Source organism: Sulfidibacter corallicola (assembly GCF_017498545.1).
Taxonomy (GTDB): domain Bacteria; phylum Acidobacteriota; class Holophagae; order Acanthopleuribacterales; family Acanthopleuribacteraceae; genus Sulfidibacter; species Sulfidibacter corallicola.
Window position 1 is genome coordinate 6,639,694 of sequence record NZ_CP071793.1, and the last position, 12,524, is coordinate 6,652,217.

Consider the following 12,524-nt stretch of genomic DNA (forward strand, 5'->3'; position numbering starts at 1 on the left):
CGATGATGATCACGATGTGCTTGCTGACACATGTCTTTTGGGGCGTCCCGATCGATCTGGGACCGCGCCTCGTTCGACCGATGCGCAAGGCGCATGTGTCCGAGTCGAGCGAGGCGCGGCCGCGGATTCCGGCCGTGGACCTGCTCGACGAACAGGGGAATTCACTGAATTTGGTTCACGATCTGCTGGAGGATTACACCGTCGTCATCAGCTTTGTCTTCACTCGTTGCACCACGATCTGTCCGCCCTTGGGCGCCACGACCGCGACCGTCGCCCAGCAGTTGAAAGATGCGGGTCTGGAGGGGGTGCGATGTCTCTCGATCACCGTCGATCCCGGGTACGATACACCGGCGCGCCTTCTGATGTGGAAGCGGCGGTTCGGTGATTTGGACAACTGGCGCCTCCTCACGGGACCCAAACGCGACGTGAACGGCGCCATCGAGGCCATGGGCTTCCTGACCGCGGACAAGATCGATCACAGTCCCATGTTGCTGATCGGCAACTACCGAAGCGGACGGTGGCGGCGGGTGGACGGACTGTCTCCGGTTCCCGAGATCATGAAGGTCATCGCCGAGATGAGCGCGGGCCCGAAGCCGGAGGCCGTTCAGAAATCCGGCCGGAATGGGGCGCCTTCCGAGCGCATGCGGAAGGCCGCCCCCCGAGATGCGGGTGACCCGCCCCATCCCTATTTTCCCGACAACGTCCTCACCGATCACCAGGGCCGCGAGTTGCGCTTCTACTCCGATCTCATGAAGGGCAAGACCGTCGTCATTCAGACCTTTTTCACCAGTTGCAGCAGTGTGTGTCCCCAGGTCCTGTCCCGGTTCGCCTATTTGCAGGACCGGCTTGGATCGCGTCTGGGCGAGGAGGTGGTCCTGCTTTCGATCACGGTCGATCCCGAAATCGACACGCCCCGGCACCTGGCCGAGTTCGCCAAGGACTGGAAGTGCCGCGACGGTTGGCACCTACTTTCGGGTTCGCCGGACCGCGTACGCGAGGTGCTGCGGGTGTTGGGGTTGAAGGCCGACCGCAAGGAGGCCCACTCGAACGTCTTTCTCATGGGTAACGCGCGCACGGGGCTTTGGAAAAAGGCGTTCGGACTGGGGCAGCAGGAGGAGTTGCACCGGATTCTCGAAAGCGTGATCGCGGATCGGGGCGCGCCGTGAACTCACATCCGCCCGCGGCCCCTTCGGTGACGTGCCCGGGTGACTCGGCCGCCACCATTCTCGATGGCGGGACACGGGCAGGGTCGGGCCTTCCGATGACCGGGCGGGTGTGGCTGCTGGGGTTTCTGGGGCTGATGATCGGCTTGGCGTCGCCGCTGGCTCATCCGGCCGATGCGCCGGCCGACCCCGTTCGGGGGAAGCGAATCTACGATCGGGGATTGGGTCGCGACCCCGTCCAGGCCGAGCTCCAGGGTCGTGCCTATCCGGGTGAGCTCTTTCCGTGCGTCAATTGCCACGGCGAGGATGGTCGTGGCCGTCCCGAGGCTGGCATGGTGCCCGCCGACATTCGATGGCGGACCTTGTCAGCGCCGGTCGGGCGCCCCTATTTGGGGCGAAGTCGTCATGCCGCGTACGACGAGGTGCGCACGGCCGGGGCCATTCGCGACGGGGTCGACCCCTCGGGATCGGCTCTGTCGCCGGGCATGCCCCGTTACCGAATCAGTGCGCGCGACATGGCCGACCTGATCGCCTGGTTGAAATTCCTGGAAGACCGGCCGACACGCGGTTTCGGGGAAGAAGAAATCCGCGTGGGGTTGCTCCTGTTCGACCGCGACGCCACTTCCGCCTGGTTCCGTTTCATGACAGTCGGATTCGCCGAAAAAGTTCGTGGCGTCAACCGGCGGGGTGGCCTCTACGGGCGAAGACTGCGGTTGACGGTCGTGCAACTGGATCCCGAGCTGCAGCGGCTCGACAGCCTGACACCCTGGCTGCGCGGCGCGGAATCTCCCGCGGTGCTGATCGTGCCCGATCCATCGCCGTTCGCCGATGCGTTGGATCCTTGGTGTGGCGACCACGACCTGCCTTCGCTGGTCGCGCGAGTCCGCGGTCTCTCCACGACCGAGATGATCGACGATGCGGTGCCGTCGGCGTGGACGACGTTGCGGGATGAGCTCTTCGAGCGGCTCTGGCGGGCGCTGGTCGATTGCGGTCGCCATTGCCGTGACGGTGTGTTGCGGGAGGAATTGACCCATTGATGCGTCCCGCGACAATTCGGCTTCGCGCTCGGGTTCATGGCGAGTCATGTCTCCATGGCGCGGATTCATACGCGCCTTCTCATTCGGTGGTACAATAGGCCCGATTTCTCGAAATGACACAATTTACTTGGATTCCGACGCCGTGTCCGATGGGTTGTCGATTCGCGAGCGTTGTCGCGGCCTCGACCGGACCTGTCGTCTCGGTGTGTCGCGGTTTCTACGTCGGATCAGGGGGCGGGCATATGTGGACGACGATGGGTGATTTGGTTTTCCTCGGCGCGACGTGGATGCGTCGCATGGTGCCCGGTATCGTGTTTCTCGCGGGCTTGGTCCCGCTGTGGGGCGCTGAGACCCCACCCGTGGTCGTGCCCCTTTGGCTCTCGTCGGAACACGTCGCGTCGATCGATGACACTGCCGATCGGGACAATTGGTTGGAAGTTCACTATTACGATGCACCCCACGGCGAGCCGGTCTTTCGTGAACCGGCCGAACGCATCTGGTGGATTCAGGGCCGGCCGCTTCTGGTGCTCGGTGCTTCGGGTTACCCGTTCCCCGAGGATCTGCGGGCACGGGCGACGGCCTGGGTTCGGCTTTTTCTCGACGGTCGCGACATTACCGTTCGTCCGTTGGTGGTCTACCCCAGACGCGATCGCGTGGCGCTATCCCGCGACGTGATTGCGCTTCAGGAGGCACTCAAGCAGGGTACCGGCATGCCGGACGCGAGCTACCTCGCGCAGATCGCCAATTTCCTGGCCGGCAACGTGAGTTCGCTGGCGGTGGAGGGCAGCAGCTACAACGTCACGGGATTCGGGGAGGTCATCAACACCAGCGGTGAATGGGTCGGGGCTGACATCGTCGGAGCCGGAACCTGGGACCAGACCAAGGGCGGCATTTTCTACGATGGCGCCACCGCCGCCGAGGACCACGTGGGCATCGCCACGAACGCACCTACTGCCGCCTTGGAAGTGGCCGGGGAGGACGGCGTCCTGTTCACCGGCGCATTCAACCAGGGCAACATACCGGCGGAGGGCGCCGGGACCCGGCTCATGTGGTATCCCCGCAAAGCCGCGTTTCGCGTGGGTCAGGTGAGCAGCACCACCTGGAACGACGTCAACGTGGGCAGCCGCTCCGTGGCTGCCGGTTTCGACACCACCGCTCTCGGTTCGGCCGCCACCGCGTTCGGTGATCGCACGTCCGCCTCCGGTTCGGCTTCCACGGCCCTGGGTCTCAAAGCCAGTGCGACCGGCAGCAACGCGGTGGCCATGGGTAACGAAACAACGGCTCAGGCCTTCGCCTCGCTGGCCATCGGCCAATTCAACCTGTTGACCGGTACGACCGGTTCCTGGGTCGTCACCGATCCGGCGTTCGTGATCGGCAACGGCGTGAACGCATCCAGCAGGGCCAACGCCCTGACGGCGTTCAAGAACGGCGACCTGACCATCGCCGGGACGGGCGCCCAACCCGGCGGCGGAACCTGGGCCGACGCCTCGGATATGCGGCTGAAGCGGGATGTGGCATCTCTCGACGCCGAATCCGCCCTTCGCGAGCTGTTGCGACTGGAAGGCGTGCTGTACCGGTGGCAAAACCCCGAGGCCCATGCGGACGGGGTTCAGGCCGGGCTCATCGCGCAGCAGGTGGCCGAGGTTTTTCCCGATTGGGTGACCCACGTCCATCCCGCCGAAGTGGACCAGGCGCTGGTGGGTGAAGACGCTCGCGTCCTGGCGATTCGGTTCCCACACGCGTTCAACGCCTATCTGATCCAGGCGCTGAAGGCGCTGAAGGCGAGAAACGACGCACTGGAAGCTCGCCTGTCCGCCCTGGAAGCCCGCTAGGAACGTTCTTTTCTTTCAGGCTGTCATGGATTGCGTTTCAAACTGGGATAGTACTGTGTGAACACCTCGTCGTCGGCCGCGCCCACCGTGTGGCAGGATTGACATTTGGCCGGGGCCTGGAGGGGCACCACCTTCTTGCCGGCTTTGAGGTCGCGATCGAAAAACGCGTAGTAGCCCCACCCGGAGCCGCTGAACTGGCGGCGGTCCTTGATGGCGGCCAGCAAATCCATGCCGCCGGTGGTGAAATACCCGTAGCCGCTTTCCGCCTCCTTGACCTCCACGTGGAAGTTCTCCATCAGGATGATGGTGCCGTCGGGAAACACCCCTTTCTCGCGACGCGTTTCCAGGGCACTGGGGTTGATGTAGACCGTATGGATCCCCGGGAAAATCGCTTTGTTGTTGTTCTTGTCGTCGGGGACCAGGCTGGTTCCCATGAAGGGCCATGTTCGGTATTCGGTGACGTCGGGCAGGGTGAGGCTCTTGTCGGCGCTGAGCTCGTAGGGCAATTGGGCGCCGCTTTGCCAGGCGCCGGTCAGCCAGGTGGCCCCGATACACAGAAACATGAACACGCGTCCCCAAAATCTCATCGATCGAATCTCCCCGGCATGGTTTTGAATACGGGATCCCAATGGCCGCCTTCCCAGTGCGTTGGCCCCGCGGCTCATGGCTATTTTTTCGTGGTGCTTACAGGATGGCAAGGCTATAGTTGAATGCAACCTTCGACGAGTCCCATCCCAAGCAGACGACGAGTCCCGCCGCGTTTTGGATCATAACTCTCCCATCGGTATCGTCGCCATCGAGTCAAGCCTTACATGAAGTATTTGGTTGTTCAGGTGTTTTGGTATTTCGACCAGGTCACCGGCGAGTTCAATTACCGCATTCGCAAGCCTGGTGAAATATTGGCGCAACACCCCGACTTTCTGGTGTGCAACATTCACTTGTTTCATCCCCTGTTCAGCCAGCTCGCCCTTGCCGCCGATCTGCTCATCCTCCACTTGCTCGCCGACGAAGAAGTCGGTCACATCATCGCCCTGCGCAAAAAGCTGGGCAAGCCGACGATCTACGAGATTCCGGACAATTTCCTGAGCCTCGGGCCCTGGGTCGGCACCGACGATGCGCTGCGCAATCCCCAGATACGCCAAAACTTTCTCTTCAATGCCTCCCAGTGCGACGCCCTCCAGTTGAGTTCCCCCGAGCTTCAAAAAACCTTCGGTTACCTGAATCCGCGTACCCAGGTCTTTGAAAACCAGACGGATCAGTTCAGTGCACCCTCGCCGGGCGACACCTTCGTGTTCGGCTGGGGCGGCTCCAAGGGCCACGAGGCCGATTTGGCCGAGGTGGCGCCGGCGATCGAGCGGTTCTGTCGCGATCATCCGGATGCTGTTTTTTCCTACATGGGATACGAACCCATCTTTCAGCGCTACTTCGCCCAGATTCCCAACGCACAGTGTCGTCCAGGCGGCCCGATCGAGGATTATTACGCGTTCCTCGAGCATCTCGAGGTGGGCATGGCTCCGCTGCGCGACACCGAATTCAATCGTTGCCGTTCCGACGTCAAGTTCCTCGAGTATGCCGCCCACGGCGTGGTACCGGTGCTTTCCGATGCGGCCTGCTACCGGGTCCATGGCGAGGACGGTCAGAACTGCTTTTTTTTCAAGGATCCGGACCAGCTCTACGCTCGCCTGGCATTTCTCTACCGCAATGCCGAGGAGCGTCGCGCCGCCGCACAACGGGCCTACGATTACGCCAGTGTCAAGCGATCGCTGAGCAATCACCTCGATCGGCGCGCCTCGTTTTACAAGACGCTCCTGTTTTTCGATCCCAACGTCGACGAATTGCCCCTGTTGCCCGATTGCGAAGGATTGATCGGGTACATCCGCAAGGTGACCTACCTATTCGAAGCCTGTCGCCTGGTGGAAGCCATGGAATTGCTGGCAAAGGTGCTGGAAATGCACCCGACTTTTCCCCAGGCCCACATGTGGCGTCTGCGAACCATGGTGAAGGGCGGTCACCTGGAAGAAGCACTGGCGACCTACCGCGATTACGAGGTGTCGCCGATCTACTGGGATATCCTGCACGAGCAATTGGCGATCGCGTCCTTCGCCCTGGGTGATCCCAATTGGCGCGAACACCATCGTCGCATCCTCAGCCCGGTGACGCGACTCCGGTTGGAACCGACCAACCGGTTGGATCGCGAGATGATCTTTCGCCAGATCCTGGATTTCAATCCCTATCACTACGATTCGCTCGTGAGTTTGAGCATCCTGCTTTCCCGTGGCGGCAAGCCCCAGGAAGCCTTGGGCTTTCTAAGACGGGCGGAACGCATCAATCCCGAGGAAATCGATGTGGACGGAGCTCTCGCCAAACTATTGAACCCATCCTGAACGCGTGGTTCGGGCACTGGGTGGGTGAGGGTGCCGAGTCGAAGCGAATCGCTCCAAAGGGCCCGCATGCGAGCAAGAGTCGTAAAGCCTGTAGGTTGGCCCGCCGGGCCGACTCTTCGGAGTAACTAATCTCAAATCCCCGCATCTTGAGAGCCCCGGACGAGCGGGCATACCCACTCGATTTCGAGAAAGAAACAGCACACCTGGTTCTGACGTAGGGCCATGGGTCGTTCATCCGAAAAATAAAGCAAGAACCCATGAACATCAGAAAGCAGGAAAGGATCGGCATTTGGACACATCATGGTGCCGTTTTTCCTGGTTCCGATCATTCCTGCCTTCCTGATCAAGATTTGGCGACGGCAAAACCCTGCTCAGGTTGAATACACCATTTTGTTTCAAGAGAGGGGCGAAAGGCCTGTAGGTGGAACAGCTTGAGGCAGTGTGAAAACGCGGTTCGTGTTTATAGTTTTCAGGTTAGTTAGATTGGTTTTAAGGCACTTATGCGATGCGACCAAGCCGGATTGAGTCCATTTGCGACCTTTTCACACAGCCTCAGCTTGCCTTACCGGCCCTGCTCAACCAATCGAAGCGACCTAACACATATCGAAATCGATCATCGAGAGGTCTATAGGATCGACTTACCTGCTTCGCTCTTTTACCACTCGATCCTGTGACGCTTGGGCCGCTTCGAAATGTCGGCCGGGCCGGCCAACCTACCTGGCACGACGGATCTCTCGGCATTCAGGCACTCCGAGCAGATTCGTTTCCGGAGCGCTCCGGACGAATGCACATTCCCACTTGATTTGATGGTGCGGGTTCGAAAAAACCGGTGCGGCCGTGAGTCGAAAAACCGCCCGTCGAAAAGCGGCGGGACGACCCGAAGGCCGCCCCGGCGGTTGGATCAGTGTTTGGTGTCCCCGTCCCAGGGGGCATCCGGAGCCTTGTAGGGATCTTCCTCCTTGGCTTCGGTCGCGGCCGCGGCTTCAGGTGCCGGCGGGGCTTCCGGTGCGTCGCCACCCGCTGCGGGCGGGGGCGGAGGGGGAGGAGGTGCTGCCGCTTCGGGCGTCGGCGGTGGAGGCACGCTGCCGGCCGGAGGCGGCGGGGGCGCTGCGGCCGCTTGAGCCGCGGTCGTTTCGATGACGCGGGTGCCGACGTAGGTGTCGCCCCAGCGATCGCCGTTGGGATCGGTGAAGACCTTATAGCATTCGATGCAGACCCAGACGAACCCCGCCAGGCCCGTGAGCGGCGTCAGCAATCCGCCGATCACCGTGGCGACCAGCACCGCCGAAGCGGCCGAGCCGGCCCAAAGCGGGATGTTGCGTTTGGCCGAGGTCTCCATGTCGATGGGCGATCCGTCGACCTTGACGACTTTCATGTTGAACAAGCTCTTTCCGATGCTCGCGCCGCCCAGTTGTTCGATGGGCAAGGCGTCTTTGATGGCGATGTATGCCGCGCCCGCCAGGATGGACAATGCCGCGGCAAGCGCCGCCCCGAGAAGGGGAATCCAGCCGAGGACCAACCCCAGGACAAATGAGAGAACAAACGTGATGAGACCGCTGATGATGCTGTCGATAATTGCGGCAATGACGCGCTTTGTAGGGTCCGCCTTAGCCATATAACTTACTCCTCAATGGTGAAACCGAGATGAGTGGATGCAACGACACATATTCAGGGTGTCCGTCGGGGACCTCCGGTTTCGTTTCGGGTGAAAGATCGTTGATGGAATCGTGAACGTGGTGGTTGCTGGAAAATCGCCCCAATCATGGGTAGAAATGGGTGGGAACGAGTTGTTCGCGGGTAGGCTCCGAATGGTTCCTTTGCTCCCGAGATGAGCAAAGACAGTGACGATGAAAAGGGGTCGGGAGTGAAGATATCATCGATTCTAACTGAATCGCAGCCAAGATGTTGAAGATATTCCGCTATTCTTGTCCGAACCGCAAGGTGGTGGTGACGACCCCGTGTGGCCGGAGTGGTTCCCGTCAAACGGGAGCGTGGGGGTTTGGATCGCTGGGTAAGGCGGAAACCCGGTCCCAAAAGGGCCACATCTGGTTGGCCTTCGACGCGCTGCAGGCGTGAGCCGGAAAGTCGATGCGTCACCGCCCGCATACTGTTATGGTTGTCGGAAACGAATGGATGTGTGACCGAGAGGGCACACGCGAAAGTCAGTGTTTATGAAGGGGATGGGCTGAAATCTGATCCCTTGGATCCAACCGGGTGCGAATCCGGGCCCGCGCTCGAGTCGGGCTGCAGGAGTTCGCGCCACGACCGAGGAGCGAACCCGTTATGTGGATTGAAACCGTGGCCCCGGAGCGGGCCCAGGGCAAGTTGAAGAAACTCTATGAACGCGTGAAGGGACCCAACGGGGAAATCGACAACATTTTGCGCGTCCATGCACTGCGGCCGCATACCCTGGAAGGGCACATGGCCCTTTACAAGAATGTGTTGCACCATTCGGCCAATCGCGTCCCCAAGTGGTTACTGGAAGCTTTGGGCGTGTACGTCAGCCATCTCAATGGTTGTGAGTATTGTGTGGCCCACCATTACGAGGGCATGCGGCGCCTGCTGGACGACGGGGCGCGAGCCGAACGCATTCGCGAGGCGATCGAGGCCGATCGCCCGGAGGACGTCTTTCGAGGTGCCGAGCTGGCCGCCTGCCGATACGCCGCCATCCTGACCCGCGATCCGTCCCGCCTCGAAAAAGCCGATGTCGATCGCATGCGAGATGCCGGCCTCGACGACGGCCAAATCCTGGAAATCAATCAGGTCGTCGCCTACTTCGCCTATGCCAACCGCACCGTTTTGGGGCTGGGCATCGACCTCGCCGGCGAAGTGCTGGGTCTTTCGCCCGGGGATAACGACGACCCCGACAACTGGCATCACCAGGAAGCGCGTACCTGAAGGTCCAATGGCCGATCGCGATCGGGCGCATGGCCCACCGGGGCCCCTTCTCACGATCGGCGGAAGTCCTGGTTTGCACTGTCGTGCAGCCGATTTCGTGATGTCGCCGGTTTACGCTCGGCGTCGATCTTCGCAGTCGATTCCCGCGCCATAATCGGGAGTGTCCCTGATCGCGGTGGGGGAATCGACCCGGCAATGGGTGTGGGTCGCCGCCCGTGTTTATTGTGAAGGATGGATTTGTGGATTATTGGATGTACGGGCTCTTTCTCGTGGCCGGTTTCTTCTGCGGGCTGATCAACACCATTGCCGGCAGCGGATCGCTCATTTCGCTGCCGTTGCTCATTTTTGCCGGATTGCCGGCGAACGTCGCCAACGGCACCAACCGCGTCGCGATTCTCATGCAGAGCGTCATCGGCATTGCCGGCTTCGCCAAGCACGGTCGTCTCGACTTCCGCCACGGGGCCTGGCTGGTCCTTCCCAGCGTGGTGGGCGCCGTCGTGGGGGCACAGGTGGCGGTGGATCTGGATGAACGCCTGATGCGACTGTCCCTCGCCGTCATCATGTTTCTCATGCTCGGCCTGATACTGGCCAGGCCCAAACGCTGGCTGCGCGGGTCCGGAGTGGAGACCCCGCCGAAGGTGACCTGGAAGGAAGTGGTCAGCTTTTTCGCGATCGGGTTCTACGGTGGATTCATCCAGGCCGGTGTGGGCATCTTCCTGCTGGCAAGCCTGGTCCTGGTGTCCGGGTACGATCTGGTCAAAGCGAATGGCGTCAAGCTGATGCTTGTACTCGCCTACACGCCGTTCGCCCTCGCCGTCTTCGTGGCGGCCGATCAGGTGGACTGGCTGCTGGGCCTGTGGCTCGGAGTGGGGAACATGGTGGGTGCCTGGGTCGGCGCGCGCATGGCGGTCCAGAAGGGAGCCGGTTTTGTACGGTGGGTTTTGGTGGGGGTGGTGGCGATTTCCGCACTAAAATTGATGTATGACGCCATGGTCACTTTTTGATGGATCAAAAAGTACCAAAGAGACGCGAAATATATTGAAAATATATTGAGGAAGCACCGGTTGCTTTCTGCGCATCGACCTGTCTCGGGTCCTGCGATCCGTATGTTCTAATGACGCCGTGATAATCTGGCCCATTGGGCGATTTTGTAATCGGGTGAAAAATAGAAACAAGTATAATTTGCTTAATTTAAATGGGTTGTCGCTTGTTGCCGATGCTGCGGTTAAGGGCTTCCGAACCGGCACTTTCGGCACGTCAACTCCGGCCAAATGGCGATCGGGATGTTCAAGGATTGCCATTCACCTCGACGCTCCGGGTCTTGCTCGAAAAAAAAGAATATTTTTAAGGAAAAATTTTAGCTTTTTTGATCATCTGCCGTTATAAAGGGTGGAAGCCAAGTTGATGATCAAATTTGAACAATTTTTTTGTGAACAAGACAGCGTGCGCCCTGATAGGGTTTTTTTGAATATGAAGATTGGCTTAGACCACTTTTAAGTGGTCTATGTGGGGAGACTGCCGGCCCGGGAGGGCCGGCTTTTTTTTTCGCCGATCACGGCTGAACCCATGGGTTTCGGATCGATCGAATCGCTCTGCCTGCCACCAGTTTTCCGGTAGCGATCCGCCGCACCAAATGGATATGTCTTCTTGACTTGATCCGCGCATCTGGCTTAGGTTGCCATTAGCTCGACGTGAGCCTGAAAGTTAGTTCTGCATCCCGATCAGCGGTGACTTCGGATTTTCGCCACAGGGGCTACACGGGAAACGGAATCGAGGCGCGTTTGTTGTAAATTCCTTTTCATTGTGTGTTTACAGCCCCGTGTCTCATTCTGGATCCCCGTGTTTGCGGTGGGTTGGATTGGAAAGTCCTTGGTTCGCTGTGCGGAATGAATGGACATCTTTCGGGAGCACCTCTAGCTCAGTGTCCGTTCGGAAGCGGAATCATCGCTTTCCGGCGAGCCGTTTCGACATTCCGGCGATCTTGGATGGGACCTAGTTTTGGCTTTGGAGGGATTGGATGAATCATCGGTTTTGGAAGTTCCTGGCGGTTGCGTCGCTTTTCGCCGTGCTGAACCCGGGATGGGCCTTCTCCCAGTCGGGTTTCCCCGCGACCGTGCTCGCCGCGCAGAACCAATCCAAGGGAATCGCCCTGAAGATGGATAAGCGCGTCCTGAAACTCTTCGAAAAAATGAAGGCCAGATACGCCGGACAGCCGCTTTTTGTCGCCTACGAGGGAAAGTTCATCACGGAAAACAACGGCATGCTGGTCGAAGCGACCTTCGCCTCCAAGATGACGGTCCGCGATGCCAATCACCTCGAGATGACTTCCGACATCCAAATGGCGATTCAGGCCATGAATGTGTCGCCCAAGATTCTCATGAACCTGGTTCACGATGGTCGCGAGATGTGGCTGGATTTGGAATTTCCCCACATCCCCAACCGCCAGGTGGTCAAAATCGACTTGAAGCACATGCGCAAGTTGGCGGAACTCAACGGGCAGCTCTCGTTCATTCCCGGTAAGCCGGGTACGCGCAATCCCATCGAACTGATCGTGGAATACACCGATTTGTTTCCCTTCGATCTGGAGCGGGTCAAGGATGACAAGGCGTTCCTCAAGGCGCAGATCCCCCAATTCCTATGGACCCAGTTCGGCGTGCCCGAACCGGAGGGCTCCGGGATCGACTTTTCCACGGCCACATTGGTTTTGGACCGGAAATCCGGACAGATTCGCGAGATGCACATCGGCAACGGTGAAAAGAAACATTTCGAAATGCGCTTCACGGAGCAACAATTCAAGAAAAAGAGTGATTTGCCGGATGCCCTGTTTCAATACAAGATGCCCGAGGGAGTCGTATTCTCCGATTTGAACGAGATGTTCGCCGGAAAAAGCAAGACGGCGCCCAAGCCCTCCAAACAACGCACGCTGAAGATTCCCTCGGAGCAGAAATCCGAGAAGGCACCGGCGACCAAATCCGAAAAGGGCAGTGACAGCACCCGATCTTCCAGTGAGAAAAAGTGAGGTCGGCAAGCCGGGCGAACCCCATCGGTGGATTTTCCGATCGGGCTTTCGACCCCCCTGGGTTGTGAAGAAAGCCTGATTTTGTTCGTTATTTTTGAGATTTCGCGCGATGTTTTCTTGTCGCCCGAATCGAGCGAATCTGAATGGCGTTTGCGGTAACTTGTTTGTTATCAGGTTATAGTGTCGGGCTT

The 12,524-nt window shown here is 59.6% G+C and carries 9 protein-coding genes; 7 read left to right on the plus strand and 2 right to left on the minus strand.

The genetic code is table 11. The features are described 5' to 3' along the window. Positions 1 to 2: 2 nt before the first annotated feature. The 3 genes from J3U87_RS20635 to J3U87_RS20645 all read left to right on the plus strand — a co-directional run bounded on the left by J3U87_RS20635 (position 3) and on the right by J3U87_RS20645 (position 4,032). Positions 3 to 1,166, plus strand: a complete 1,164-nt coding sequence (locus tag J3U87_RS20635; protein ID WP_237377666.1) for an SCO family protein — start codon at positions 3 to 5, stop codon at positions 1,164 to 1,166. Further along, positions 1,163 to 2,200, plus strand: coding sequence for a c-type cytochrome (locus tag J3U87_RS20640; protein WP_237377667.1), 1,038 nt, complete (start codon positions 1,163 to 1,165; stop codon positions 2,198 to 2,200). Before J3U87_RS20635 ends, J3U87_RS20640 begins: the two co-directional genes overlap by 4 nt. 242 nt (positions 2,201 to 2,442) lie before the next feature. Next, positions 2,443 to 4,032, plus strand: coding sequence for a tail fiber domain-containing protein (locus tag J3U87_RS20645; protein ID WP_237377668.1), 1,590 nt, complete (start codon positions 2,443 to 2,445; stop codon positions 4,030 to 4,032). A gap of 23 nt (positions 4,033 to 4,055) precedes the next feature. Here J3U87_RS20645 and J3U87_RS20650 read toward each other — a convergent pair whose 3' ends face one another. After that, a complete protein-coding gene (locus J3U87_RS20650; RefSeq protein WP_237377669.1) occupies positions 4,056 to 4,619 on the minus strand; it encodes a cytochrome P460 family protein in 564 nt (187 codons plus the stop codon). A 225-nt stretch (positions 4,620 to 4,844) separates the two neighbouring features. On the opposite strand from J3U87_RS20650, the gene J3U87_RS20655 reads away from it, so the two are divergent. Continuing rightward, positions 4,845 to 6,416, plus strand: a complete 1,572-nt coding sequence (locus J3U87_RS20655; RefSeq protein WP_237377670.1) for a glycosyltransferase family protein — start codon at positions 4,845 to 4,847, stop codon at positions 6,414 to 6,416. 901 nt (positions 6,417 to 7,317) lie between these two features. On the opposite strand, the gene J3U87_RS20660 is transcribed toward J3U87_RS20655, so the two are convergent. Then, positions 7,318 to 8,031, minus strand: a complete 714-nt coding sequence (locus tag J3U87_RS20660; RefSeq protein WP_237377671.1) for an RDD family protein — start codon at positions 8,029 to 8,031, stop codon at positions 7,318 to 7,320. Positions 8,032 to 8,699: 668 nt separating this feature from the next. Here J3U87_RS20660 and J3U87_RS20665 point away from each other — a divergent pair. The 3 genes from J3U87_RS20665 to J3U87_RS20675 all read left to right on the plus strand — a co-directional run bounded on the left by J3U87_RS20665 (position 8,700) and on the right by J3U87_RS20675 (position 12,333). Further along, entirely contained in the window at positions 8,700 to 9,314 is a 615-nt protein-coding gene (locus J3U87_RS20665) for a carboxymuconolactone decarboxylase family protein (protein ID WP_237377672.1), read from the plus strand. 239 nt (positions 9,315 to 9,553) lie between these two features. Continuing rightward, a complete protein-coding gene (locus tag J3U87_RS20670) occupies positions 9,554 to 10,318 on the plus strand; it encodes a sulfite exporter TauE/SafE family protein (protein WP_237377673.1) in 765 nt (254 codons plus the stop codon). A gap of 1,013 nt (positions 10,319 to 11,331) precedes the next feature. Further along, positions 11,332 to 12,333: a hypothetical protein gene (locus tag J3U87_RS20675; protein ID WP_237377674.1), complete on the plus strand. Its 1,002-nt coding sequence runs from the start codon at positions 11,332 to 11,334 to the stop codon at positions 12,331 to 12,333. The last annotated feature ends 191 nt before the right edge of the window (positions 12,334 to 12,524 follow it).

What these genes read in the sequence shown, in the direction of transcription:
- J3U87_RS20645 (WP_237377668.1), top strand. Translation starts at nt 2,443, where the DNA reads ATGTGGACGACGATGGGTGATTTGGTTTTCCTCGGCGCGACGTGGATG.
- J3U87_RS20655 (WP_237377670.1), top strand. Translation starts at nt 4,845, where the DNA reads ATGAAGTATTTGGTTGTTCAGGTGTTTTGGTATTTCGACCAGGTCACC.
- J3U87_RS20665 (WP_237377672.1), top strand. Translation starts at nt 8,700, where the DNA reads ATGTGGATTGAAACCGTGGCCCCGGAGCGGGCCCAGGGCAAGTTGAAG.
- J3U87_RS20660 (WP_237377671.1), bottom strand. Translation starts at nt 8,031, where the DNA reads ATGGCTAAGGCGGACCCTACAAAGCGCGTCATTGCCGCAATTATCGAC.
- J3U87_RS20675 (WP_237377674.1), top strand. Translation starts at nt 11,332, where the DNA reads ATGAATCATCGGTTTTGGAAGTTCCTGGCGGTTGCGTCGCTTTTCGCC.
- J3U87_RS20635 (WP_237377666.1), top strand. Translation starts at nt 3, where the DNA reads ATGATGATCACGATGTGCTTGCTGACACATGTCTTTTGGGGCGTCCCG.
- J3U87_RS20650 (WP_237377669.1), bottom strand. Translation starts at nt 4,619, where the DNA reads ATGAGATTTTGGGGACGCGTGTTCATGTTTCTGTGTATCGGGGCCACC.